The organism is Streptomyces sp. CA-250714 (genome assembly GCF_050936705.1).
Taxonomy (GTDB): Bacteria; Actinomycetota; Actinomycetes; order Streptomycetales; family Streptomycetaceae; genus Streptomyces.
The window spans coordinates 1,526,966-1,551,685 of sequence record NZ_JBNJMI010000001.1; the positions used below are offsets into that span (position 1 = coordinate 1,526,966).

Sequence of the window (24,720 nt, forward strand, 5' to 3'; positions counted from 1 at the left end):
TCACCTCGGGCGGCGGGAGCCGGAGCGGAAGCCGACCATGCGCCAGATCCGGATCTCGCGTACCAGGCCCGGGAGTTCGCGCAGGAACATCGCCAGGCCGAGTACGCCGATCGCCGTCATCTGGCCGATCAGTACGCGTCTGGCCCGGCAGGGCCGGTGCCGGTGCCGGGCCGGCCGGTGGGTGTTGCGTGAGAGGGGGTGTCGCCGCATGGCAGGTCTCAACTCCTCAGCCTGGCGGAATGCTGGGCATGATCTTCATGATGGCGTTGTGCTTCTTCCAGTGGATGCCCGTGGAGCGCCGGGCGTCGGCAGTGCCGTCCTCGTGGTGGCCCGGCTGGCGGTTGTACAGACCCTTGTTGCCCTGGTGCATGCCCCGGACGTGATTGGGGGTGTCCGGCTTCACCTGCGGTTTTCCGACGCGGATCCGGCCCATGGCGTCCTCCTTACTGTTCGGTCAGTTCGGCGAAGAACCGGTCGAGCGCGGGCCACACCCGGCTGCCGCCGGACAGGCCCCGCCACTCCCGGCGGACGACGGCCACCATGCGGAAGCAGTCGTCGACCGGGACGATCCAGTGCTGTTCGCGGCCCTGGACGGTGTTGACGAGCAGCGCCTCGACACCGGCCGCCAGGGTGGCCAGCTCGGGGCAGCGCTCGACGGTCTCGTGCCACGCCCCGGGGTCGACCTCCCACCGGGCAGCACCTGCGGGCCCCGGGTAGTGGGCGCGTACGCTCCCGTCGGCGTACGGCACGAAGAACGCGAGCCCGACCGGGACGCCCAGCGGCGCGGTCGGCACCGGGGCCAGGCGCCGACGGCGGTGCGGGATCAGCCGGTAGCGGCCCGCACCGGCGGCCTCCCGTACGAACAGCAGCGAGCAGGGCCGGCAGGCGCACAGCACCTGCTCCCCCGTGGTCTCCAGCAGATGCCGATGGTCGGCCGGTACGGGGGCGGCGCACAGATCGCAGCGTTCCGCGTCCTCCGCCGGGGGCGGCTCGGCAGCCCGGCGCATCACGCGGGCGAGGGCGCCGGGGCTCATGCCGTCCCCGCGGCCGGTGCGGCGGTGGGCAGCAGCGACTCCAGCGGTACGAAAGCCGGGGCCGGCTCGTCCGCCACCCGGCGGACCTCGGTGAGTTCTGGTGCCGCGGCCAGTACGGCCTCGCGCACGGCTTCCTCGATGCCGGACGCGGAGCCTCCGCACCCCTTCGTGGTGAGCCGGACGGTGGCCACTCCCCCGTCGACGCCCACGAGTTCGACGGTGGCGCCGCGCTCGCGCAGTACCTCCGCGATGCGGTCGACGGCGGTGGCGACGCGGCGCCCGACCGGCTCGGGGTGCAGTTCGTGCAGCACCAGGAGGTGGCCCACGAGCTGGTCGTCGGCCAGCCGCCCGGTCAGTTCGGGACCGGCGAGGTCACGGATCCGCGCCAGGGCCTCGCCGTACAGCTCCGTCAGTCCGCGTACGGCCTCCAGGGCGGCATCGGCGGTCGGACCGGTCATCTTCTCGACGCGTTCGAGGAGTTCGTCGAGGCGGAGCAGACGCTCTTCGACGTCCGCGTCCGCCAGCCGGGAAGCATCAGCCATGGCCCGCTCCCGTCCCGGCGCCCGCGCCCCCGCCCGCGCCGAACATCGGGGAGTGGAGCTGTTGGAGCTCCTTGTCCTTGCCGAGGTACATATGGACACCGCAGGGCAGGCAGGGGTCGAAGCTGCGGACGGTGCGCATGATGTCGATGCCCTTGAAGTTGTCCGGGTCGTTCTCCTCGAAGATCGGCTGGCCCTGTACGGCGTCCTCGTACGGGCCGGGGTTGCCGTAGCTGTCCCGGGGGCTGGCGTTCCAGGGGGTGGGCGGGTACGGGTGGTAGTTGGCGATCTTCTTGTCCTTGATCACCAGATGGTGCGAGAGCACCCCGCGTACCGCCTCGTGGAAGCCGCAGCCGATCGCCTCGTCCGGCAGCTCGTAGTCGCTGAAGATCTTGGTGTCGCCCGCCCGGACCAGGCTCAGCGCCCGGTCGACGAACTCCAGCGCCATGGCCGCCGAATACGCGACGAAGTACGGGCGGGCCCGGTCACGTTCGATCGTGTTCGACCATTTCGGGATCTCCCACTCGAAGGTCATCTCCGGCAGCTGCTCGCTCCTGGGCAGCGAGATCCGCACGCTGTGCCCGGTGGCCTTGATGTACGGCGTCTCCACCAGGCCGTTCAGCGCCGTCGACCAGAGCCGGGCCAGCGGACCACCACCCGTGTCCAGCGCGAGGTGCTGCCCGCTCTGCGCGTCGTACCAGCGCGGGCTCATCACCCAGCTGTAGTTGCCCTCGAAGTCGCGTTTCTGCGGCACCGGAACGGTCGTCTGGTTCCACGGGTGGCGCATGTCGACGGGGTTGCCGAGCGGGTCGTGGGTGACGAACGGCTCCTCGTTCACCCAGTCCTCGTAGAAGGAGCTGCCCAGCAGGATGCGCATGCCCAGATTGATGTCGACGAGGTTGTTGGTGACCAGTTCGCCGTCCACGATCACGCCGGGGGTGACGAACATCTGCTTGCCCCAGCTGCCCATGTTCTCGTACCGGTAGTCGCACGCCTGGTAGTTCTGCCAGGCGCCCCAGCAGCCGAGCATGATGCGGCGGCGGCCCACTTCCTCGTAGCCGGGCAGCGCCTCGTAGAAGAAGTCGAAGACGTCGTCGTTCATGCTGACGGACTTCTTGACGAAGTCGAGGGTGCGCATCAGCCGGGAGAGGTAGTCGGTGAAGGTGGTGGGCGACGGCATCGTGCCCACTCCGCCCGGATAGAGGGTGGAGGGGTGCACATGGCGGCCCTCCATGAGGCAGAACATCTCCCGGGTGATCCGGCTGACCCGCAACGCCTCCTTGTAGACGGCGCCTTCGAACGGGTTGAAGGCACGCATGATGTCGGCGATGGTGCGGTAGCCGTGGACATGGCCGTGCGGCGCCTCGGTCCGCTCGGCCTTGGCGAGGACGCCGGGGTTGGTGGCCCGGACCATCGCCTCGCAGAAGTCCACGAAGACCAGGTTGTCCTGGAAGATGGTGTGGTCGAACAGGTACTCGGCGGCCTCACCGAGGTTGGTGATGTGCTCGGCGAGCGGCGGCGGCTTGACGCCGTAGGCCATCTGCTGCGCGTAGTTGGAGCAGGTGGTGTGGTTGTCACCGCAGATGCCGCAGATACGGCTGGTGATGAAGCCGGCGTCCCGCGGGTCCTTCCCCCTCATGAACACCGAGTAGCCCCGGAACAGCGACGAGGTGCTGCGGCACTCGGTCACCTCGCGGTTGGCGAAGTCGATCTTCGTATAGATGCCGAGGTTGCCGATGATCCGGGTGATCGGGTCCCAGGACATGTCGACCACCTGCGGGGTCCTACGCCCCGCCATGGCCCGGTCCGCGGTTGCCGTCATATCAGTCCTTACCTGGTCGGTGCCGTCGATGGGCCGGGGGCGGACCCGGGGTGCCGAGGGCCGGGTCCGGCGTGGGTGCCGCTGGGTCAGGGGCGCCAGTGGGGGTCGTAACCGCTGGTCAGCGCCGACTCGTTGTGGCGCCACCTGGGCTCCTGGTTCACGGCGATGTTGGTGAGGCCGCGCAGCCGCCGGATGAACGCGCCGTAGGGCCGGATCAGGATGGAGGAGAGGCTGCCGCCGGTGGGCTCGTCCATGAACGGCATGAACGCGTCGGGGAAGCCTGGCATCGTGCAGCCGATGCAGACGCCGCCCACGTTCGGGCAGCCGCCGACGCCCGCCATCCAGCCGCGCTTGGGCACGTTGCAGTTGACCACCGGGCCCCAGCAGCCCACCTTCACCTGGCACTTGGGCGAGTTGTAGTCCTTGGCGAAGTCGCCCTGCTCGTAGTAGGCGGCCCGGTCGCAGCCCTCGTGCACGGTCTTCCCGAACAGCCACTGCGGCCGCAGCATGTGGTCGAGCGGAGGCGGCGGCGCGGCACCGGCGGCGTGGTACAGCACCCAGGTCAGGGTCTCCATGAAGTTCTCCGGCTGGATCGGGCAGCCCGGCACGTTGACGACCGGCAGCGCACCCTGCGATTTGAAGTCCCAGCCGAGGTAGTCGGCCAGCCCCATGGAGCCGGTGGGGTTCCCCGCCATCGCGTGGATGCCGCCGTACGCCGCGCAGGTGCCGGCCGCGACGACCGCCCAGGCGCGCGGCGCCAGCCGGTCCAGCCACCAGTTGAGGGGCAGCGGCTCGCCCGTCTCCTCGTCGTTGCCGAACGAGGTCCAGTAGCCGTCGCCCTCGATGATGTTCTGGTTGGGGACGGAACCCTCGATGACGAGGATGAACGGATTCCGCGACTCGCCGCGGGCCGCGGCCCGGAACGGGGCCAGGAACTCCTCGCCGCCGAGGGTGGGCGAGAGCACCTTGTTGTAGAGGTTGACCCTGGGCAGTCCGGGGACGAGGCCCTGGATGATGTCCTCGACGGCGGGCTGGCCCGAGGCCGTCATCGAGACGGTGTCGCCGTCGCAGCTCATCCCCTCCGAGATCCACAGGATGTCGACCTCCGCGAAGCCACTGCGTTCGTCGGCGCTGCTCGGGTGCTCGCCGGCCAGTGTCGTACCGCTCTCGATGGTCATGTCCGCGGCCTCCCTTGCAGCCGGTCACGCATACGGTCGTAGACGGTGGCCACCGGCGCCGCCATCGCGAGGGCGGGCGGCTGGTCGGGGGCGTGCGGATGCGGCCGGGTCGGGGCGGTCTGTTTGGCCTTCTCCAGGGAGCGGCCGAGCTCGTCCAGGGTCTGCTGGTCGAGGGCGGCACGCAGCTTCGGGAACATCAGCCCCTCTTCCTCGGCCACGTGCTCCTCGATCTCCCGCTGGAGCTCGGCCATCAGCGTGTCGGTCCGCTCCTGGACCCGCTGGTCGCCCTCCCCGCCGAGGTGTCCGTCCGGGTAGGTGTCGCTGTGCCGGTCGGCTGTCGGCAACCGGTCCAGCGCGAACAGGGTCTTCTTCACCCCCATGTGCTCGGCCAGGTGCTCATCGACGTCCTGCTGACCGTCCGGCAGCACCTTCCTGGCCAGCGGATAGACCATCAGCTCCTCCAGCGCGGCGTGCTTGGACAGCTCCCTGATCAGGGTCTCGACCACGGCGCGGCGCTGGCGTGCGGAGGCGGCGGCGTGGTAGTCGCGGAAGAGCTGCTCCACCATCCGGTGGTCATGCTCCAACACGTCGATGGCGTCCATCGGGCCTCTCCTCCTGGTGGCAACCGGCCAGCGGCCGCACCTCGTCCGGACGGAAGTAGTGGAAGCGGCCGTACCAGCCGTGCAGTTCGGCGGCGGGATCGTCGTCCAGCGTGACGGCCACCTGCACGCCGCCGTCCACGTCGTGGAAGACACCGGCGACCCGCGCGGTGCGGTCCACCAGGAACATGTCGTGCGCGTCGGCGCCCCGGCCCCTGGGGCACAGCCGCACCCGGTGGCCGCTCCGCACCGCGACACCGTCGACCAGCACACTGTCCGTCGCCGGTGCCACCCCCTCGTCCCCGCCCTCCTGCCACCAGGGCACGGGGCGCGCCGGTACGGAGTCATGGGGCGCGGGCCCGGCGGGTTCCAGGGACCGGATCGCGCCGTGCAGCCGGGCGAAGACCTCCGGTGGCATGTTCTCGACCTGGTCGAGGATGGCGGCGGCACGCGGGTCGGTGGCCCGCGCCTCCCGCTTCTCCTCGTCCGTCAGCAGCAGGGTGCGCAGCGAGAGGATCTCGTCGATCTCGGCGGCATCGTGCAGATCGCCGGGGCTCTCCGGCGCGACCCGCGGATGGTCGCCGAGCAGGATCGGCGAGGAGAACATCGTCCGCCGCCCGTCCCCGGCCCCGGCCAGCACGGGGAAGGTGTGCCGGTTGTCGCAGCCCGACACATACGCCCGTGCATGGGCGGGTGGGTCGGTCAGGGAGACGAACTCCAGGCCGTCGCCGCCCAGCAGGGTATGGGTGGCGAGCAGCGCACCGCGCAGGGCCGCTTCGCGGGGTGCGTGGGCGGGGACGGAGTCGTCGGTGTTCTCCGTACGAACGGTCAAACGGTGCAGCCCGCCGGGGCCGGCGAGGCGTTCGGCGTGCACGGTGGTGCGGGCGCGTACCGGATCGCGGTGGCGCACGGTGCGGGCTGCGGTGCCGTTCCGGGTGGGCAGCGGGGCGGTGTCCGTGCCGCCGGGCGCACCGACCGGGTACGTACGCTCCCCCGCCGGCAGATCGGCCAGCGGGACCTCGATGTCCGTCTCGCGCGGTACCGCTTCCTCGAAGGAGAGGTGCAGCTCGCCGTCCAGGTCCAGCGCTTCGACGGTCTCCCAGCTGTCGCCGCCGGTGCGCCGCTGCACGCTCTTGTGCTGCGCCTGGAGGTACCGCACCCGCACGCGCAGCACAGCCTCGGGCGCCGCCTCGAACAGACATACGGTCTGCTGGTACCAGGACTCGGCGGCACCGGAGACCCCGGGCCTTCCGGCCCCGCAGGCCCCGTTCGCCTCGGCCCAGGCGCGCGGAGCGAGGACGCCGAACTGCCAGCGCACCCGGTTCTTCGGCGAGCTGCGGCGGTACGGGTAGAGCAGATAGCCCTCGTAACAGACGGCGTCGGCGACGGCACGGAGCTGCGCGAAGTCCGCGTCCACGGGGTCGTCTGCGGGCTCGTTCGCGGCGTCGTTCGCGGACTCGTCGGCGTGCTCGTACGCGGACCCGTTCGCGGGGTCGTTCACGGACCCGTGCGCGGGCTCGTTCGCCGACTCGTACGCGGACGCGTGCGCGGGCTCGTACGCGGAGTCGTCGGCTGTCTCGTTCGCCGGCTCGTGCACGCACCCGTTCGCGGACGCGTCAGCAGGCGGTGCACAGCACTCCGCCCGTGCCGGATCGGTCTGAGCCGGATCGTCCACTCGCACGCCTCCCGGGCCACCGGCGCCACCGCGCCGTCGCACACACCGACGTCCATATTTGCACCAGTTTTTAAGGTTTGCCCATTCTGCGACTGTCGGTGTGGCGTGAGCGGGTCCGCGGAGTGCGCTCAGTCCTTGACCTTGCCGCGGCCGGAGAGCGCGTCTCGGGTGCGGTCCACGAGGCCGATGCCCGGGGCGACCAGCTTGACGGCCGGAGGCTTGTGGGGGCTTGCGGGGTGCGGACGGGTGGGAGCGTGCTTTTTGACGCGCCGGACCTTGTCACCGAGTTCGGCGAGCACCGGCTGCGGCAGGGCCTCGTCGAGCCGGGGGAAGAGATTGCCCTCCTGGTCCCTCACATGGGTGCGGATCTCCTGGATCAGGCTGGTCAGGATGTGGTCGAATGCCGGATCCTCGCCGCCCAGGCCCTCAAGATCCTTCAGCAGCCGCTCGGTGCCCTCGTTGTCCGCCAGCTCCTTGGCCGCGAGGGCCTCCCCGCCGACCACGTGGGAGCGTACGGCCGGGTAGAGGTATTCCTCTTCCGCGACGGAGTGCCGTACCAGCGCGATCGTGGCCTGGTCGGCGTACTGCTTGCGCTTTTCGTGGACGGGTGGCAGAGCCTCGATCTTGGCGAAGAGCTCCTCCACTTCGCGGTGGTCGGCGGTGAGTTCCTCGATGACCGTTCCACCGTGTCCCATGGCGTCTCCTCCCGGGCGGGCAGCTGTTCCGCGGCTCGCCGCCACCGGGTCCCCACCGGGCGCACCCGCCTAACCTCCGGCGCCGCCGACCGGACATGCGGGAGGAAAGGCGTTTAGCGGACAGCGGTCATGGAACCCGGTGACGCGTGTGGCTCCTGAGACCGCCAGGGGTGTACGCCCCGCAAGGCGATTCCGAACTGCTGGTCGAAGCGCTGGCCGACGCGGCCGTACCGCGCGGCGCACGGATGCTGGACATCTGCACCGGCACCGGCGTGGTCGCCCTCGCCGGTGCGCGGCTGGGAGCCCGCCAGGTGCACGCCGTGGACCTCTCGGCCCGCGCCGCACTGGCCACGGCCTGGAACGCCCGGCTGCGCGGACTGCCCGTACGGGCACACCGCGGTGACTTCATGGCAGCCGCCCGGGGCCGCTTCGACGTCGTGACGGCCAACCCCCCGTATGTGCCGCACATGGGGACGGGCGGCGATGCCGGACGCCGGGCCCGCGCCTGGAACGCCGGGCGGGACGGGCGCAAGGTGCTGGACCGGATCTGCGAGGCCGCGCCCGGGCTGCTCGCCGACAACGGCGTCCTGCTCGTGGTGCACTCCGCGGTGAGCGACCCCCCGCGCACCCTGGACCTGCTGCACCGGGCGGGGCTGAAGGCGGCGGTGACCGCGCGCCGCACCCAGCCCTTCGGCCCGGTGCTGCGCGAGCGGGCGCACTGGCTGGAGCAGCAGCAACTGATCGCTCCCGGACAACGACACGAGGAACTGGTGGTCATCCGTGCCGACCTCACCCGCTGAGGAGAACCAGCCGCGCCGCGACCGACGGCGCGTGACGCTGGAGCAGGGCGGGCCGATGCTGGTGGAGGGCCCCGTGGAGGTCCGCCTCGACGACGGGCGGACACTCACCTCGGACCGCTTCACGGTGGCCCTGTGCACCTGCCGCCGCAGCCGCACCTACCCCTGGTGCGACACCAGCCACCGCCGCCGCGCCCGTCCCCGCCCCGGTTCCCGGACGCGGGACGCCCAGGAGCCGACGGACCGGCAGGACGGGCAGGGTCGGCAGGACCAGGCGGGCAGGGAGGACATGGGGCACAGGCGGGAACCTCGCCGCTGACCTCACCGGAGCCGCTGACCTCACCGGAAGCTCAGGGCAGCGGCCGGAGGCTCAAGGCAGCGGGGTGCCGCCTGTCGCGTTGAGGATCTCCGCCGTCACATAGTTGGCGTCCTCCGAGGCGAGGAAGACGTAGCCCGGCGCCATCTCGGCGGGCTGCGCGGGCCGTTGCAGCAGGCTCTTCGCGCCGAATTCGGAGGTGTCCGGCAGCGTCGAGGGGATCAGCGGCGTCCATACAGGGCCGGGCGCCACCGCGTTGACGCGGATGCCCCGCTCGGCCAGGTTCTGCGCGAGGCCCTGGGTGAAGGTGACGATGGCGCCCTTGGTCATGGCGTAGTCGAGCAGATACGGCTTGGGCTGATACGCCTGTACCGAGGTGCTGTTGATGATGCAGCCGCCCTCCGGGATGTGGGCGAGCGCCATCTTGGTGATCCAGAACATCCCGTAGAGGTTGGTGCGCACCACCCGGTCGAACTGCTCGGTGCTGATGTCGTCGATACCGCCGGACTGCGCCATCTGGAAGGCCGCGTTGTTGACGAGTACGTCGATCCCGCCGAACTCCCCCGCCGCCCGGTCCACCAGGCGGCGGCACTCGGCCTCCTGGCGGATGTCGCAGGATACGGCCACCGCGCGCCGGCCCGCCTCCTCCACCAGCCGTGTGGTCTCCTGCGCCTCGTTCTCCTCCTCCGGCAGATGGCTGAAGGCGACGTCGGCGCCCTCGCGGGCGTAGGCGAGGGCGACGGCGCGTCCGATGCCCGAGTCGCCGCCGGTGATCAGGGTGCGCCGGCCGGTCAGCCGGCCGCTGCCCCGGTAGGTGCGCTCGCCGTGGTCGGGGCGCGGCTGCATGGCTTCGGTGTCACCCGGATGGGTCTGCTCCTGTTGCGGAAACTCCGGCTTGGGGTGCTTGTCTGCCGGGTGGCCGCCGGTCGGCGGGGTGCCGTTGCCGTCTGCGCTCATGTTTCCTCCTCCGGTTCGCGGATCACGGTCGGCGCCAGGGCCCGCCCACCGCCTCCGAGCGGGGTGGGCGGGCGGGGAGGCGTTGGCCCCGAGTCCGGCCGGGTCAGCCGGCGGACGCTCCGGCGGGGAACCTGGCCCAGGCGCGGTGTTCCGACAGCACCTCGGTGACCTGGGAGAACACGGACCGCGGGTCGTCGGCCACCACGACGCCCGCCGCGTCCTGCGGGCATCCCGCCGCCGCGAGTACGTCGACGCCGGCTCCCCACGCACCCAGCGCCTTGGCGTGCCGGAACGCCTCGGAGACCAGCAGCAGGACACGGGGGTCGATGCCGCCGCTGCCGGTGTGCAGGCCCGCCTTGGCGTCGCGGGCGCCGTAGGCGTCGGCGCCGACGCCGGGTGCCGCGGCGATCAGTACGGCGTCGAACTCGATGGAGCGGGCGTTGGCGAAGGTGCGCTGGACGACGACGGGCCCGCCCGCGCCCGCGAGTTCACCACCGTGCGGCGCGATGACGAGCGGGACCATGCCGCTTTCGTGGACGGTGGAGCGCAGGGTGGACAGCGCCGCCAGGTCGCTGTTCTCGTCGGCGACGATGCCGATGACCCGGCCGTCGGTCGGCCAGCTGCGGCCGAGCTGGGAGAGCGCCGGGCTGGGCTCTACGTCGGCGAGCGGGCCGGAGGGCTCGGGCGCCGGCAGGCCGAGGCCGGCCGCCACCCCGGCGCACAGCTCCGGATCGATGTCGGCGAGCACCCGCAGCTGGCGCTCCTTGATGGACTGCTCGTAACACTTGCTCAGCTCGAAGGTGTACGCGGCGATGACGTGCTCCCGCTCGACGGGGCTGAGGCTGAGGTAGAAGCGCCGCGGGTGGCTGGTGTGGTCGCTGAAGGACGCGGGGGCGGCCCGTACCTTCGCCGCCTGGGGCACGGTGACCGGGCTCTCCACGTAAGCGCCCTCACCGGCGCCGGCCAGGAAGGGGCAGCCGCCGTCCAGCGAGTTGGGGCGGTAGGGCGCAACGCCGCTGTGCACCGCGGTCTGGTGCATACCGTCCCTGATCATGTCGTTGACCGGGGCGTGGGTCCGGTTGATGGGCAGCTGCGCGAAGTTGGGACCGCCCAGCCGGGTGATCTGGGTGTCGATGTACGAGAAGAGCCGGCCGGCCAGCAGCGGGTCGTCGGTGATGTCGATGCCCGGCACCAGGTGGCCGGGGTGGAAGGCGACCTGCTCGGTCTCGGCGAAGAAGTTGGAGGGGTTGGCGGTGAGTGTCAGCAGGCCGATGGGCTGCACCGGTGCCCACTCCTCGGGCACGATCTTGGTCGGGTCGAGCAGATCGACGCCCTGGAAGGTCTGTTCCGGGGTGTCGGGGAACGTCTGGACGCCCAGCTCCCACTCCGGGAAGGCACCCGCCTCGATGGCGTCCGCCAGGTCCCGGCGGTGGAAGTCCGGGTCCATGCCGTTGGTGATCTGGGCTTCCTCCCAGGTCATCGAGTGCACGCCGAGCCTGGGCTTCCAGTGGAACTTCACCAGCGTGGTGCCGCCCTGCTCGTCGACCAGCCGGAAGGTGTGCACGCCGAAGCCCTCCATCATCCGGAACGAGCGCGGGATGCCTCGGTCGGACATGTTCCAGATGGTGTGGTGGGCGGCCTCGGTGTGCAGCGAGACGAAGTCCCAGAAGGTGTCGTGCGCGCTCTGCGCCTGCGGGATCTCCCGATCGGGATGCGGCTTGCCGGCGTGGATGACGTCGGGGAACTTGATGGCGTCCTGGATGAAGAAGACCGGGATGTTGTTCCCGACGAGGTCGAAGGTGCCCTGCGAGGTGTAGAACTTCGTGGCGAAGCCGCGGGTGTCGCGAACCGTGTCGGCGGAGCCGCGGGAGCCGAGCACGGTGGAGAAGCGGACGAAGACCGGCGTCTCGACGTCCTTGCCGAGGAAGGCCGCCTTGCAGATCTTCGACGCGGTGCCGTAGCCGCGGAAGACGCCGTGCGCGGCGGCGCCCCGGGCGTGCACCACCCGCTCGGGGATCCGTTCGTGGTCGAAGTGGGTGATCTTCTCCCGGAGATGGTGGTCCTGGAGCAGTACGGGCCCGCGCTCACCGGCCTTGAGGGAGTGGTCCGTGTCGTACAGCCGCAGGCCCTGTGCCGTGGTGAGTCTGCCGCCCGTCTGAGCCCATACCGCCGGATCGACATCGGCACGCTCACCGGTGGCGGAGTAGACCTCGGGGCCCGACTGGTCCTGCTTGGGCGGCAGCGGCTCGCGCGGGGTGGTCGGCTCCTCGACGGGAGGTGCTTCGGGCGCTGGACGACCGGGGACGAACGGCTCCCCTTCGTTCGGATTCTTGTGGGCCGGGCCGGCCATGGGACCTCCAAGAGCAAGAGAGACGGACCACCGCAGGGGTAACCCGGCCGTCCAGCCCCGAAACGGGAGGGATCGGAAGTAACCGCTGATGCCACAGGCCTGCCGGACCGGTACCGGGAGGCCGCCAGTTGACGCCCCGTCACCTCAGTCGGCGTCCGGCAGGCGCACCTCCAGCACCCCGTCCCGCTCCCGCGCCTCGAAGCTGGGCTGCGGCGCGGTGGCGGGGCCATGCACGTTCCAGCCGTCCGAGAGCCGGAAGGTGCTGCCGTGCCAGGGGCAGGTCACACATCCGTCGGCCACCGTGCCCTCGGACAGCGGGCCCGACTGGTGGGCGCACCGGTCGGCCAGCACCCGTACCGGTCCTGCGGGCTCGCGGTAGACCAGCAGCCGGACCTCGCCGAGCGTGGCGCTCGTCGGCTGGCCGACGGGGAAGCTGTCGGCCTTGCCCACCGGGTGCCAGCCGGATTCGACCAGGTGCGGCACCGGCTCGGTCTTGTTGGGGCCCACCGCCTGCCGGTAGGCGAGGTGACCACCGATCAGTCCGCCGACACCGGCGACGGCCAGCCCGCTGAAACCGAGCAGCCGCCCCCGGCACTCGCGGCCGCGCAGCCGGGCCGCCAGTGACGCCGTGTACAGGCCGAGGGCCGCGACGTTGGCCGCCGCGTGCACCAGCCCCGTACGCAGCTGCGGCTTGTGCAGCTGCGCCCAGTCGGTCGCTCCGGTCACGGCCGCGGGGAGCGCGGCGAGCACCCCGGTGCCGATCAGCACCCGGCTCGCCCGCCGGGTACCCGGCAGCAGGTCCAGCAGCCCCGCCGAGGTCCAGACACCGATGGGGATCTGCACCAGTGCGGGGTGCAGCGGGTGCCCCAGCCAGGTGCCGTGCAGCACGTCCCGCACTCCGCTCAGCGGGCTCTTCTTGACGGCGGCCTGCAGCGGGCCGATCGCCGGGTCGAGTGCGCTCAGCGTGCCCAGCCTGTCGAGCCACGCGGGGAGTGACGACGCTTCGGACGGCGCTGCGGCCGATGATTCGGACGACTTGGACGACGTTTCGGAGGACATATCGCTCCGGTTGCCACACCTGGCCGCGGACAAACGGTCCGCGCCGCGCACCACTCCACCGGCCGCCGTTCGGATGCTCTCCGTGCCTGTTCCGGTGCCTCGCGCCTGTTCCGGTGCCTCGTCCCGGGCCTGTTTCGGTGCCTCGCGGCAGGGGACCCGGCGGGAGTCCATCGAGCAGAGACCGAAGTCCACCGAGCAGTGAGGAGTCGTGATGACCACGGCACGCGAGATCATGAGCCCCGGCGCCGACTGCGTACGGACCGACCAGACAGCGGCGGACGCGGCGGAGCTGATGACCGAGCTGGGCGTCGGTGCGCTGCCCATCTGCGGGAAGGACAACAAGCTCAAGGGCGTCGTCACCGACCGCGATCTGGTGGTCAAGGTGCTGGGGCCCGGCCGCGATCCGGCGACCTTCCCGGCCGGCAGCCTCAACCAGGCCGAGGCCGTCACCATCGGCGCCGACGACAGCACCGAGGAGGTGCTGGAGACCATGTCGCGGCATCAGGTGCGGCGGCTCCCGGTGATCGACGGTGACCAGCTCGTCGGGATGGTCGCGGTAGCCGACGTCGCCCGCTCCCTGCCGCACCCGGAGACGGGACGGCTGGTGGAGGCCCTCTCGGCGGACTGATCCCGGGCGCGGCCCGCCCTCCGGCGCGCGTTCGCCGCCGTTGGTGTGCCGTCGCGGGGGCGTACGAGGCAACCGGCAATCCGAGGCGTTTGCCGTCGAGGCGGCGGGGCACTGAGGTATGCGGTCTTCGAGGAGGGCGACCGCATGAGACACTCACGGGCCCGTGCCGCCCGGCGGGCCGCGCTGCGCAAGGCCGCCGAGCGCGGATTCGAAGCCGCGGACCAGCGACTGCCCGTCGCCGCGGGCGGGAAGGTACTGCTGCGCAAGGCGTTCCCCGAGCACTGGTCCTTCCTGCTCGGGGAGCTGGCTCTCTACAGCTTCCTCGTACTGCTGCTGACCGGGGTCTATCTGACCCTGTTCTTCGACGCGGACATGACCCAGATCCGCTATCAGGGCGCCTACCGGCCGCTGCGCGGCCAGCCGATGTCGGTGGCGTACGCGTCGACGCTGGAGATCAGCTTCGAGGTACGCGGCGGCCTGCTGGTCCGTCAGATCCACCACTGGGCCGCGCTGATCTTCGTGAGCGCCATCGGGGTGCACATGCTGCGGATCTTCTTCACCGGGGCTTTCCGCAAGCCGCGGGACATCAACTGGGTGATCGGGCTGACGCTCTTCGTCCTGGCGCTCGCCGAGGGCTTCTCCGGCTACTCGCTCCCCGACGACCTGCTCTCGGGCACGGGGCTGCGCATCGCGGAGGGCATCATGCTCTCGATCCCGGTCGTGGGCACGTACCTCACGCTGTTCGCGTTCGGCGGCGAGTATCCGGGCCACGAGATCATCGACCGGCTCTATCCGCTGCACATCCTGCTGATCCCGGGGCTGCTGCTCGCCCTGGTGGTGGTCCACCTCATCCTGGTGGTCGTCCTCCAGCACACGCACTGGAGCGGCCCGGGCAGAACCAACAGGAACGTGGTCGGGCACGCGATGGTGCCGCAGTTCGCCGCCCGGTCGACAGGGCTGTTCTTCATGGTCGCGGGCGTGCTGGGGCTGCTGGGCGCGCTGGCGCAGATCAACCCGGTCTGGAACTACGGGCCCTACAGCCCCGGCCAGGTCTCGACAGCCGCTCAGCCGGACTGGTACGTCGGCTTCCTGGAGGGGTCGCTGCGGCTGATGCCGCCGTTCGAGACCACGTTGTTCGGGCACACCCTGATGTGGAACGTGCTGGTGCCCGCCGTCATCCTCCCGGCGCTGCTGTTCCTCGTCCTGTACGCGTATCCGTTCTTCGAGCGGTGGATCACCGGCGGGGACGAGACTCCGCATGTGTGCGACCGGCCCAGGAACCGTCCCGTACGCACCGCCCTCGGCGTCGCCGGGATCACCTTCTACGGAATCCTGCTGCTGGCCGGCGGGAACGATGTGCTCGCCTTCACCTTCGACGTCTCCCTGAACGGGCTGACCTGGGCATTCCGCGTACTGCTCGTGGTGGGTCCGCCGCTGGCGTTCCTGCTGACGAAGCGGCTGTGCCTGGCCTTGCAGCAACGGGACGCCGAACGCGTCATCGAGGGCGAGGAGACCAGCCACGTACGGCAGTCGGTGGAGGGCACCTTCAGCGCCGACCACGAGCCGCTGCCGCAGAGTGAGAAGTTCCGGCTGGCGGCCCAGCGCTTCCCCCGCCCCCTCGACGGGGAGGCGGCGGCGAGCCGGGCGGCGCGGCTGCGCGCCGCGCTCAGCCGCTGGTACTACCAGGACTCGCCGGCCCGGCAGTGGCGGACCATCGGCCACCAGCGCGACCGCGCGCAGAGCGCGGTCTCGGGCCTGCGGGCCGAGCAGCGCGAGGACCGTGCGGTCAGTGGTCGGTCCGCGCGTACTGGAAAACGAACCCGAACACTCCGGCGCCGGTGACACCGACCCCGATCAGCGCCAGCCACAGCCCGAGCACCGTGCCGGTGCCCAGCGTCGCCACGCCCAGCGCGGTCAACGCCGGATAGGGGCTGCGGGCGGGAAAGAAGTCCAGCGGCCCGCCACGCTCGTGGATCTCCCCGTCCCTGCGGTCCTCGGGCCGTACGCCACGGCGCTTGTACTGCACCATCAGGAAGAACGAGACGAGCGAAGCCATCAGCGTGGCGATCAGCACGGCGGCGGTGCCTGCCGGATCGTCGCCGTAGAGCGCGTACGGGACGGTGACGCAGGCGAAGAAGAGCGCGACGCCCGCGAAGAGAATGGCTTCGAGCTTCATCAGGGGCTCCCCTTCATCGGTGTCCGCTTCGACGCGGGGTCCTGCATGCCGGGCGTCGGCGGGCTGGGCGGCTCGTCAGGGCCCACGGGCCGCACCCCGGGGCTCTCCGGTGCGCCCGGGGCCACGATCGCGGCTCCCTCCAGGGCCTCGGGGTGGTGCAGCCAGAAGGCGGGCGAGTCGGAGCGGATATGGGGCAGGGCGACGAAGTTGTGCCGGGGCGGCGGGCAGGAGGTCGCCCACTCCAGGGAGCGCCCGAAGCCCCATGGGTCGTGCTCCGTGATCTTCTCGGCGTGCGTCGTCGTCCACCAGACGTTGTAGAGGAAGACCAGGGTCGAGACACCGAGGGTGAACGCGCCGATCGAGGAGACGGTGTTGAGCGCCGTGAAGCCGTCCGCGGGCAGATAGTCGGCGTACCGGCGCGGCATCCCCTCGGCGCCGAGCCAGTGCTGCACCAGGAAGGTCAGCTGGAAGCCGACGAGCGTCAGCCAGAAGTGCACCTTGCCCAGGCGTTCGCCCAGCATCCGGCCCGTCAGCTTCGGCCACCAGAAGTAGAAGCCGCCGAACATGGCGAAGACGACCGTACCGAAGAGGACGTAGTGCAGATGGGCGACGATGAAGTAGCTGTCGGTGGTGTGGAAGTCCAGCGGCGGAGAGGCGATCAGGACGCCGCTGAGCCCGCCGAGCAGGAACGTGACGAGGAATCCGATCGCCCACAGCATCGGCGTCTCGAAGCTGAGCGAGCCCTTCCACAGGGTGCCGATCCAGTTGAAGAACTTCACCCCGGTCGGCACGGCGATCAGGAAGGACATCAGGGAGAAGAACGGCAGCAGAACGGCGCCGGTGGCGAACATGTGGTGCGCCCAGACGACCGCGGAGAGCATGGCGATGCTCGCCGTCGCGGCGACCAGCCCGATGTAGCCGAACAGCGGCTTGCGGCTGAAGACCGGCAGGATCTCGCTGATCACGCCGAAGAACGGCAGCGCCACGATGTAGACCTCCGGGTGCCCGAAGAACCAGAACAGGTGCTGCCACAGCACGGCGCCGCCGTTGGCCGGGTCGTAGATATGGGCCCCGAACTTACGGTCCGCCTCCAGCGCCAGCAGCGCCGCCGACAGGACGGGAAAGGCGAACAGCGCCAGGATCGAGGTGAACAGCACGTTCCAGGTGAACAGCGGCATCCGGAACATCGTCATGCCGGGCGCGCGCAGGCAGATGATGGTGGCGATGAAGTTGACGGCGCCGAGGATGGTGCTCAGCCCCGCCACGGCCAGCCCCATGGTCCACAGGTCGCCGCCCGTACTGGGGCTGTACTTGGGGCCGTTGAGCGGCGCGTACGCGAACCAGCCGAAGTCGGCCGCGCCGTTGGGGGTCAGAAACCCGCCGACCACCATCAGCCCGCCGAACAGATACACCCAGTAGGTGAACGCGTTCAGCCGGGGGAAGGCCACATCGGGCGCGCCGATCTGGAGCGGCATGATCGCGTTGGCGAAGCCCGCGAACAGCGGGGTGGCGAACAGCAGCATCATGATGGTGCCGTGCACGGTGAACAGCTGGTTGTACTGCTCCCGGGAGACGAGCTCCATCCCGGGCCGCATCAGCTCGGCCCGCATCACCAGGGCCATCCCGCCCGCGGCGAGGAAGAAGCAGAAGGACGTGACGAGGTAGAGGTTGCCGATCACCTTGTGGTCGGTCGTCGTCAGCCACCGCATATGGCCTCCGCCCTTTGGCCGAACGTTCTGGTTTGGCCCGTCGACATTTCCGCCGGACCCTGGATCGCTGTGGTTGCTCGCCGTCGCGGCGGACTTGGTGACGGGGGCTGCGCCCCCGCCTCCCGCTCGCGGAGAGGCTGTGGTGGGGGCTGCGCCCCCGTCGCCCGCGCTCGCGGAGGGCCCGCGTTTGGTTCCGCCGGAGCAGCGAGCAACCACAGTGGCGTGGGTTCGGCGGTCGATGCGATCGCCGCAACCCGCGCGCTCGGCTGTTCTCGACAGGGGTAGCCCGCTTGCCGGTGGGGAAACCGGTTCGGGGCGACATGGACCCCCTGCGGGTGAACCGGCCCGGGGCGGGCGAGCCCGTACCCGTACCCGGTCACCCGCTCAGCTCCGTGCTGTGCGGCCCGCCGCGAGGGCCGCGCCGGTGGCCAGGGCGAAGGGGGCCGCGAGGCGTACCGCGCGGCGGGGCCAGGTCGGTGCGGGCCGGGTGGTGTGCTCCGCATCGTGAGGGTCCTGGTAGGCGCGGCTGACCAGCTCGGCGAGGTGGACGACCGGCGCATCGGCGAAGCCCGCGGCGGCGAGCTGCGTCTTGCAGGAGAAGCCGTTGGCCACCACCGTCGTCCCCGGCGCGGCGTCCCGGACGGCGGGCAGCAGCGCCTGTTCGCCGCAGTCCATGGAGATGCCGTACTTGCCCTGCTCGAAGCCCCAGGAACCGGCCAGTCCGCAGCAGCCGCCGGTCAGGTTCTCGGTCTGGAGGCCGAGCTTGGCCAGCAGCTTCCGGTCGGCTTCCGTACCGCCGGTGGCGCGCTGATGGCAGTGCCCCCACAACAGGGCACCGTCCGGGCCCGCGCCGTTCCCGGGCAGGCGGGGCGGGGTGATGTCGTAGGCGTCGAAGAACTCGGCAAAGTGGTGGGCACCGGCCCGCAGCCGGCGGGCGTCGTCGTCGTGCGGGAGCAGCTTGGTCAGCTCGTCCTTGAAGACGGCCAGGCAGCTGGGCTCCATGCCGACGACGGGTGTGCCGGCGCGCAGGTGCGGGCGCAATACGTCCAGGACGTGGCGCAGATAGCGTTCGGCTGCGTCCAGGAAGCCGTAGTCGTAGAGCGGGCGCCCGCAGCACACATGCTGCTCGGGCATGATGACGGACCACCCCGCTGCTTCGACGGCCGTCACACAGGCGACGCCGACGTCCGTGTCGAAGTAGTTGTTGAACGTGTCGGGGAAGAGGACGACCGGCCGCCCGCCGGGGTTGGCGGTGCCGCCGCGCTGCCGGAACCAGCGCTGGAGCGTCATCGGCGCGAAGGTGGGCAGCGGCCTGTGCCGGTCGATGCCCGCGACGAGCTTGGCGGCCCGGCCGAGGAGCGGGGCGTGGGTGGCCAGATTGGCGGCCTCCGGCAGCCGGGAGGCGAGCCGCGCCGCCTGGTCGATGAAGCCGAACGTATAGGCGTGGCGGGGCCGCCACCTGCGGGCCGACCGGTAGTGGTGGTGCAGGAACTCGGCCTTGTAGGTGGGCATGTCGACGTTGACGGGGCAGTCGTTGGTGCAGCCCTTGCAGGCCAGGCACAGATCGAGCGCGTCGGCGACCTCCTTGGACTGCCAGCCGTCCTTGACGGTCTCGCCGCGCAGCATCTCGTGCAGCAGCCGGGCCCGGCCGCGGGTGGTGTGCTTCTCCTCGCGGGTGACCTGGTAGCTGGGGCACATGGTCTGGCCCTGGTCGGCGTCGGGTACGCGGCAGGCGCCGATGCCGACGCAGCGCAGGCTCGCGTGGGCGAAGTCGCCGTTGTCCTCGGAGTAGGCGAACTTCACCGCGGGCCGGGCCGGGTTGAAGTCGGCTCCGAGCCGCAGGTCCTCGTCCAGCCGGTAGGCGTCGACGACCTTGCCCGGGTTCATCCTGGCTTCCGGGTCCCAGATCAGTTTGAACTCCCGCATGGCCTGGACGAGTTCGCTGCCGTACTGCCGCTCCAGCAGCTCGCCGCGCTGCTGGCCGTCACCGTGCTCGCCGGAGAGGGAGCCGCCGAAGGAGGTGACGAGGTCGGCCGCCTCCGCCATGAACGCGCGGTAGTCGGCCACTCCCTCGGCGCTGCGCAGATCGAAGCTGATCCGGGAGTGGACGCAGCCCTGCGCGAAGTGCCCGTACATGGCGCCGCGCAGCCCGTGCTTGTCGTACAGCCCGCGCAGCGCCGTGACGTACTCGGCCAGCCGGTCGGGTGGTACGGCGGAGTCCTCCCAGCCCGGCCAGTGGTCGCCGTCGGGCGGGAAGGCGGTGGCGCCCTCCCCGCCCTCCCGGACGGCCCACAGGTTCTTGGCGGTCTCCTCGTCCTCGTCGCTGGTGGTGATCCGGTCGGGTGCGTAGCCCCGCTCCTCGGTCAGCCAGGTCACGAACCGGTCGGCCCGCGAACGTGCCTCCTGCTTGGTGTCCGCGCCGAACTCGACAAGCAGCCAGGCGGCGCCGCCGCGCTGCCGGGGCAGCTGGGCCAGTGAGGCGAGGTTCATATGCTGGAGCCGCTGGTCCTGGATGAGCCCCTCGTCCAGGGCCTCCAGGCCGATCGGCCGGAATTCGCGGGTACAGATGTTCGCATCCGCGGCGGCCGCGGTGAGCTGTTCGTACTCGACGACGACGAGCGTCCGCTCCAGCAGCGCCGGGGTGAGCAGCACCTGCGCCTGGAGGACGGTGGCGCAGGTGGACTCGGTGCCGACCAGGGCGCGGGCGACGTTGAAGCCGTTCTCGGGCAGCAGCTCGTCCAGGTTGTAGCCGGAGACCCGGCGCGGCATCCGGGCCACCGGGGGGAAGCCGGCGCGGATGGCGTCGGCGTACCGGTCGCGCAGGTCCCGCAGCCTGGCGTAGATCTCGCCCTTCGGCCCACCGGCGGCGATGATCGACTCCAGCTCCCGTTCCTCGTCCACGCCCACCCAGAACCGGTCGCCGCCGTAGGTGACGACCTCCAGCGCCCGCACATTGTCGGAGGTGCGCGGACCGGGCCCGTACAGCTGGGACTGCACGGAGTGGGTGCCGCAGGAGTTGTTGCCGATGTTGCCGCCGATGACGCAGCGGGAGTGGGTGGACGGGTCGGGCCCGAAGACCAGGTTCCAGGCGCCGGTGTGCCGGTTGAGCTCTTCGTTGATGACGCCGGGTTCCACGGTGACGTGGCGCTCGTCGGGGTCGATCTCGCCGATGCGGGTGAGGTACTTGGAGTGGTCGATGACGACGGCGTAGTTGACGGTCTCCCCCGACAGGCTGGTGCCGCCGCCCCGGTTGAGGATCGGGGCGCCGTACTCGCGGCAGATCCGGTGGGTGGCGACGACGTCATCGAGGGTCCTGGGGACCACGGCGCCGATCGGCACCTGGCGGAAGTTGGAAGCGTCGTGGGCGTACAGCGCCTTGGTGGCCGTGTCGAAGCGGACCTCGCCCCCGACCGCGTGGCGCAGGGCCTTGGCCAGTTTCCCGACGGCGATCACCTGCCGGGCACGGGGCGGCCCCGGCACCGCGGGATCGGTCTTGACGGGGATCTCCTCGGCCCGAGAGGTACGGGAGGCGCGGGGGCTGCGGGTGCGGTCGGGGTTCGCCATGCGGGTCGCCTTCAGTCACATTCGGTGATCGCCTTCGATTGGCGCCTGGGCTGCCGGAGAGCCTTCGGCCGCGCCGCGGTCATGGGTACCTCGCCCACCAGCGGTGAAACGGCCCGCGCGGCTGAGCAGCGACTTGTTTGCGGGGGTCCGCGGTGTGGGACTCGGGCCGGGACCGTCGCGTCGACCATGTGAATGGGGAGTACCAATGGCGCAGCAAGTAGCCGACTACGTTCTTCAGCGCCTCCGCGAATGGGGCGTGCACCGGGTCTTCGGGTACCCCGGCGACGGCATCAACGGCATGCTGGGTGCCTTCGACCGCGCCAAGGGCGATCCGGAGTTCATCCAGTCCCGGCACGAGGAGATGTCGGCGTTCATGGCGTGCGGCCACGCCAAGTTCACCGGTGAGGTCGGGGTCTGCGCCGCCACGTCCGGGCCCGGCGCGATTCATCTGCTCAACGGGCTCTACGACGCCAAGCTGGACCACCAGCCCGTGGTGGCGATCGTCGGGCAGCAGAAGAGGCTCGCCCAGGGCACCCATTACCAGCAGGAAGTCGGCCTCGAACAGCTCTTCTCCGATGTATCGGAGTTCTGTCAGATCGTGATGCACCCGGCCCAGATGCGGCATGTGCTCGACCGCGCCTTCAAGACGGCGCTGACGACGCGCGGCGTCGCCACGGTCATCATTCCGGAGGACATCCAGGAGTCGGAGGCCCAGCCCTCCCCGCCCAAGACCCACGGCTCGGTGTACTCCAGCGTCGGCTGGAGCCGGCCGCGGGTGCTGCCGAACAGGGAGGAGCTGCGCAAGGCCGCCGACATCCTCAACGAGGGCAAGAAGGTCGCCATCCTGATCGGCCAGGGCGCCGCGGACGCCGAGGCCGAGGTCGTCGAAGTGGCCGAACTGCTGGGCGCCGGGGTCGCCAAGGCGCTGCTGGGCCGCGAGGTCGTCCCGGACGATCTGCCGTTCGTGACCGGTCCGATCGGCCTGCTGGGCAGCAAGGCGAGCGACGACATGATCATGAACTGCGACACCCTGTTCATGATCGGCAGCAGCTTCCCGTACGCGGAGTGGCTGCCCGACGAGGGCCAGTGCAAGGGCGTCGAGATCGACATCGACGGCCGCATGATCGGCATCCGCTACCCCATGGACGCACACCTGGTCGGCGACTCCCAGGAGACGCTCAAGGAGCTGATCCCGCTGCTGCGCCGCAAGGAGGACCGCTCCTGGCGCAAGCAGATCGAGGAGAACGTCCGCACCTGGAACACCGTCCTGGAGAAGCGGGCCGCGCAGAGTTTCGACGGCAAGGTCAATCCGCAGGCGGTGGCGCACGAGGTGTCCTCGCTGCTGCCGGACGGTGCCATCCTCACCGCGGACTCGGGCTCGGCCACCAACTGGTGGGCCCGCCACATCAAGCTCCGCAAGGGTATGCAGGCGTCGCTGTCCGGCACCCTGGCCACCATGGGCCCCGGCGTTCCGTACGCGATCGCGGCCCGCTTCGCCTACCCGGACCGGCCGGTGATCGCCTTCGTCGGTGACGGCGCGTTCCAGATGAACGGCATGAACGAGATGATCACCGTGAAGCGTTACGCGGACCGGATGGCGGGCTCACCGCCGCTGATCTTCTGCGTCCTCAACAACCAGGACCTCAACCAGGTCACCTGGGAACAGCGCGCCATGGGCGGCGACCCCAAGTACCCGGGCTCGCAGTACATCCCGGACTTCCCGTACGCCGAGTACGCGGAGCTGGCGGGGCTGCGCGGGATACGCTGCGACGAGCCGAAGAAGGTCACCTCCTCCTGGGAGGAGGCGCTGGCCGCCGACCGTCCCGTCGTGCTGGAGTTCGTCGTCGACAACGAGATCGCCCCCATCCCGCCGCACATCATGAAGGAGCAGGCGAAGAAGGCCGTCAAGGCCGGCATTCGCGACCCCGAGCGCAGTGGGATCGCCGCGCGCGGCTTCCGCCAGAAGCTGACGGAGGTCACCGAGCATTTGCCGGGGCGTAAGCATTGAGCGTTGTGGTTGCCGCTCGCGATGATTCCGCCGGACCCTCGCCGTCGTGGCTGCTCGCCGTTCCGGCGGGAATTGGTTCCGGGGGCTCCGCCCCCAGGCCCCCGGAAGGCTGGGGGGACGCGCCCCGAAGGGGCGCGGGGAACTGCTCCCCTGGGGGCACCTCCCGGCCGGAGGCTGGGGGACTCCGGCCGGGAGGTGCCCCCAGCGACCACGACGCATCCGCACACGGGCAACCCGCGAAGCCCCCGCGGCGGCGCCCCGCAAGTCAGCGGAACCGCGAAAGCGCTGACGCAGTCTCAGGTGGGTCGCTAACGTGAACGCATGGACGACAGCGACGCCGACCACGACCCCGCTGACACCTGGCCGCTCCCTCCCGTATGGATGTGGGGGTGCGAGAAGTGCATCGACCTGTACAAGGCAATGAAGCACGCCTGTGAGGTGACCAACGCCGCGCGGGAGGAGTACGGTCCGGCGTTCGACTGCGATCCGTTCGACACGGTTCTCACCAGTCAGATCCGGCTCGCCGAGCATCTCGCCACCGAGCACACGGACGACATCCCCGACGAGGACCCGGCGTGCGCCAAGTGCACCTCGCCGGAGATGCTGCACCTCCCCCGGCGCTTCGTCCTGGAACACCGCGCACGCCATCTGTTCGCCCCGCCGAGCATCGTCGACCTGCTCTAACCCCGCGCATCGTCGACCTGCTGCAACCCCGGCGACGGGGGTGCCTACGCCGTCGGCTTGAGACCCACCGCGGCCCAGCAGCCGACATCTTCGGGGCTGATCGAGCCGGGCGGGCGGCGCATCCCGTCCTGGCTGTCCGCCATTTCGGGGTGCCAGTCGCAGGTGGCCACGATGCCGGGCTCGATCAGGGTGAGGCCGGTGGCGGTGAAGAACTCGCGGACGTCGTCCGTGCCGCGCAACTGCACGGTGATGCCCTGCGATCCGTAGATGTCGACCACCTTGCGGAGCGTGATGTCGAGTTCGTCGGTGCCGTGGGAGAGGACCAGGGCGCTGCCCGGTGCGAGCTCGTCCACGAGGGTGCGGACGATGCCCTGCGGGTCGTCGCCGTCGCCGATGAAGTGCAGCAGGGCGACGAGGGAGAGCGCGACGGGCTGCTCGAAGTCGAGGGTGGCGCGCGCGTGGTCGAGGATGCGCTTGGGGTCGCGTACGTCGGCTTCGATGTAGTCCGTTGCGCCCTCCGGCGTACCGCCCATCAGGGCGCGGGCGTAGGTGAGCACGATGGGGTCGTTGTCGGCGTAGACGACCCGGCATGCCGGGTCCTCCCGTTGCGCGACCTGGTGCAGGTTGGGGGCGCTGGGGATGCCCGTGCCGATGTCCAGGAACTGCCGGATGCCCTGCTCGCGCGCCAGATAGCGGACGGCACGGTGCATGAACTCGCGGTTCTCGCGGGCGGCCGTCAGCACATTGGGGAAGGCGGCCATCGTCTGCGCCGCAACCCGGCGGTCCGGACCGTAGTTGGTCTTGCCCCCGAGGTAGTAGTCGTACATCCGGGCCGAGTGTGCCTTGGCTCCGGTCGACTCGGGCATCTGGTGGCTCATGTGCGGCGGCTCCTGGTAACTGTGCGCAGAGTACGGCCTGTTCGAGGCACCT

22 protein-coding genes are annotated in these 24,720 nt (G+C 70.6%); 6 read left to right on the plus strand and 16 right to left on the minus strand.

Annotated elements, in window-relative coordinates; genetic code table 11:
• From ACQEU8_RS06800 to ACQEU8_RS06840, 9 genes are all read right to left on the minus strand, one after another.
• Complete coding sequence (locus ACQEU8_RS06800) at nucleotides 1-210, minus strand: hypothetical protein (protein WP_433097865.1); 210 nt, start codon at nucleotides 208-210, stop codon at nucleotides 1-3.
• Between the two features lie 16 nt (nucleotides 211-226).
• The gene (locus ACQEU8_RS06805; RefSeq protein WP_433097867.1) at nucleotides 227-433 is read right to left on the minus strand and encodes a hypothetical protein; all 207 of its coding nucleotides are present in this window, start codon (nucleotides 431-433) and stop codon (nucleotides 227-229) included.
• Nucleotides 434-443: 10 nt separating this feature from the next.
• The gene (locus ACQEU8_RS06810) at nucleotides 444-1,034 is read right to left on the minus strand and encodes a DUF5947 family protein (RefSeq protein ID WP_433097869.1); all 591 of its coding nucleotides are present in this window, start codon (nucleotides 1,032-1,034) and stop codon (nucleotides 444-446) included.
• On the minus strand, nucleotides 1,031-1,576 hold the full coding sequence (locus tag ACQEU8_RS06815) for a NifU family protein (RefSeq protein ID WP_433097871.1): 546 nt from the start codon (nucleotides 1,574-1,576) through the stop codon (nucleotides 1,031-1,033). The genes ACQEU8_RS06810 and ACQEU8_RS06815 overlap by 4 nt, the downstream gene beginning before the upstream one ends.
• The gene (locus ACQEU8_RS06820; protein WP_433097873.1) at nucleotides 1,569-3,395 is read right to left on the minus strand and encodes a nickel-dependent hydrogenase large subunit; all 1,827 of its coding nucleotides are present in this window, start codon (nucleotides 3,393-3,395) and stop codon (nucleotides 1,569-1,571) included. The genes ACQEU8_RS06815 and ACQEU8_RS06820 overlap by 8 nt, the downstream gene beginning before the upstream one ends.
• An 86-nt stretch (nucleotides 3,396-3,481) precedes the next feature.
• Entirely contained in the window at nucleotides 3,482-4,573 is a 1,092-nt protein-coding gene (locus ACQEU8_RS06825; protein WP_433097875.1) for a hydrogenase expression protein HypE, read from the minus strand.
• Nucleotides 4,570-5,175 carry a hemerythrin domain-containing protein gene (locus ACQEU8_RS06830; RefSeq protein ID WP_433097877.1) on the minus strand — a complete coding sequence of 202 codons (606 nt, stop codon included), beginning with the start codon at nucleotides 5,173-5,175 and terminating at the stop codon, nucleotides 4,570-4,572. Before ACQEU8_RS06830 ends, ACQEU8_RS06825 begins: the two co-directional genes overlap by 4 nt.
• Nucleotides 5,147-6,589, minus strand: coding sequence for a hypothetical protein (locus tag ACQEU8_RS06835; RefSeq protein WP_433102197.1), 1,443 nt, complete (start codon nucleotides 6,587-6,589; stop codon nucleotides 5,147-5,149). The genes ACQEU8_RS06830 and ACQEU8_RS06835 overlap by 29 nt, the downstream gene beginning before the upstream one ends.
• Nucleotides 6,590-6,975: 386 nt before the next feature.
• Nucleotides 6,976-7,542, minus strand: coding sequence for a hemerythrin domain-containing protein (locus tag ACQEU8_RS06840; RefSeq protein ID WP_433097879.1), 567 nt, complete (start codon nucleotides 7,540-7,542; stop codon nucleotides 6,976-6,978).
• A gap of 146 nt (nucleotides 7,543-7,688) precedes the next feature.
• Here ACQEU8_RS06840 and ACQEU8_RS06845 point away from each other — a divergent pair, with 146 nt between their 5' ends.
• Both ACQEU8_RS06845 and ACQEU8_RS06850 read left to right on the plus strand, forming a co-directional pair.
• Nucleotides 7,689-8,342, plus strand: coding sequence for a HemK2/MTQ2 family protein methyltransferase (locus ACQEU8_RS06845; RefSeq protein WP_433097881.1), 654 nt, complete (start codon nucleotides 7,689-7,691; stop codon nucleotides 8,340-8,342).
• On the plus strand, nucleotides 8,323-8,658 hold the full coding sequence (locus ACQEU8_RS06850) for a CDGSH iron-sulfur domain-containing protein (RefSeq protein ID WP_433097883.1): 336 nt from the start codon (nucleotides 8,323-8,325) through the stop codon (nucleotides 8,656-8,658). The genes ACQEU8_RS06845 and ACQEU8_RS06850 overlap by 20 nt, the downstream gene beginning before the upstream one ends.
• A gap of 51 nt (nucleotides 8,659-8,709) precedes the next feature.
• Here the strand turns inward: ACQEU8_RS06850 and ACQEU8_RS06855 are convergent, their stop codons facing one another.
• From ACQEU8_RS06855 to ACQEU8_RS06865, 3 genes are all read right to left on the minus strand, one after another.
• Nucleotides 8,710-9,612: an SDR family oxidoreductase gene (locus tag ACQEU8_RS06855; protein WP_433097885.1), complete on the minus strand. Its 903-nt coding sequence runs from the start codon at nucleotides 9,610-9,612 to the stop codon at nucleotides 8,710-8,712.
• Between the two features lie 103 nt (nucleotides 9,613-9,715).
• A complete protein-coding gene (locus ACQEU8_RS06860; RefSeq protein WP_433097887.1) occupies nucleotides 9,716-11,962 on the minus strand; it encodes a catalase in 2,247 nt (748 codons plus the stop codon).
• Nucleotides 11,963-12,106: 144 nt separating this feature from the next.
• A complete protein-coding gene (locus tag ACQEU8_RS06865; RefSeq protein ID WP_433097889.1) occupies nucleotides 12,107-13,021 on the minus strand; it encodes a Rieske 2Fe-2S domain-containing protein in 915 nt (304 codons plus the stop codon).
• Between the two features lie 211 nt (nucleotides 13,022-13,232).
• Here ACQEU8_RS06865 and ACQEU8_RS06870 point away from each other — a divergent pair, with 211 nt between their 5' ends.
• Nucleotides 13,233-13,649: a CBS domain-containing protein gene (locus ACQEU8_RS06870; RefSeq protein ID WP_433097891.1), complete on the plus strand. Its 417-nt coding sequence runs from the start codon at nucleotides 13,233-13,235 to the stop codon at nucleotides 13,647-13,649.
• 144 nt (nucleotides 13,650-13,793) lie between these two features.
• A complete protein-coding gene (gene qcrB, locus ACQEU8_RS06875; protein ID WP_433097893.1) occupies nucleotides 13,794-15,491 on the plus strand; it encodes a cytochrome bc1 complex cytochrome b subunit in 1,698 nt (565 codons plus the stop codon).
• On the opposite strand, the gene ctaF is transcribed toward qcrB, so the two are convergent.
• From ctaF to ACQEU8_RS06890, 3 genes are all read right to left on the minus strand, one after another.
• Nucleotides 15,436-15,825 (minus strand): aa3-type cytochrome oxidase subunit IV, encoded by a 390-nt coding sequence (ctaF, locus tag ACQEU8_RS06880; protein ID WP_433097895.1) that lies wholly within the window; start codon nucleotides 15,823-15,825, stop codon nucleotides 15,436-15,438. The genes qcrB and ctaF overlap by 56 nt on opposite strands.
• On the minus strand, nucleotides 15,825-17,534 hold the full coding sequence (gene ctaD / locus ACQEU8_RS06885) for an aa3-type cytochrome oxidase subunit I (protein ID WP_433097897.1): 1,710 nt from the start codon (nucleotides 17,532-17,534) through the stop codon (nucleotides 15,825-15,827). Before ctaD ends, ctaF begins: the two co-directional genes overlap by 1 nt.
• Nucleotides 17,535-17,918: 384 nt before the next feature.
• Nucleotides 17,919-21,098 carry an FAD-binding and (Fe-S)-binding domain-containing protein gene (locus ACQEU8_RS06890; RefSeq protein ID WP_433097899.1) on the minus strand — a complete coding sequence of 1,060 codons (3,180 nt, stop codon included), beginning with the start codon at nucleotides 21,096-21,098 and terminating at the stop codon, nucleotides 17,919-17,921.
• Nucleotides 21,099-21,303: 205 nt separating this feature from the next.
• On the opposite strand from ACQEU8_RS06890, the gene ACQEU8_RS06895 reads away from it, so the two are divergent.
• Nucleotides 21,304-23,106, plus strand: coding sequence for a thiamine pyrophosphate-requiring protein (locus tag ACQEU8_RS06895; protein ID WP_433097901.1), 1,803 nt, complete (start codon nucleotides 21,304-21,306; stop codon nucleotides 23,104-23,106).
• 321 nt (nucleotides 23,107-23,427) lie between these two features.
• On the plus strand, nucleotides 23,428-23,790 hold the full coding sequence (locus ACQEU8_RS06900; RefSeq protein WP_433097902.1) for a hypothetical protein: 363 nt from the start codon (nucleotides 23,428-23,430) through the stop codon (nucleotides 23,788-23,790).
• 44 nt (nucleotides 23,791-23,834) lie between these two features.
• Here the strand turns inward: ACQEU8_RS06900 and ACQEU8_RS06905 are convergent, their stop codons facing one another.
• Complete coding sequence (locus ACQEU8_RS06905; protein ID WP_433097904.1) at nucleotides 23,835-24,668, minus strand: SAM-dependent methyltransferase; 834 nt, start codon at nucleotides 24,666-24,668, stop codon at nucleotides 23,835-23,837.
• Between the last annotated feature and the right edge of the window lie 52 nt (nucleotides 24,669-24,720).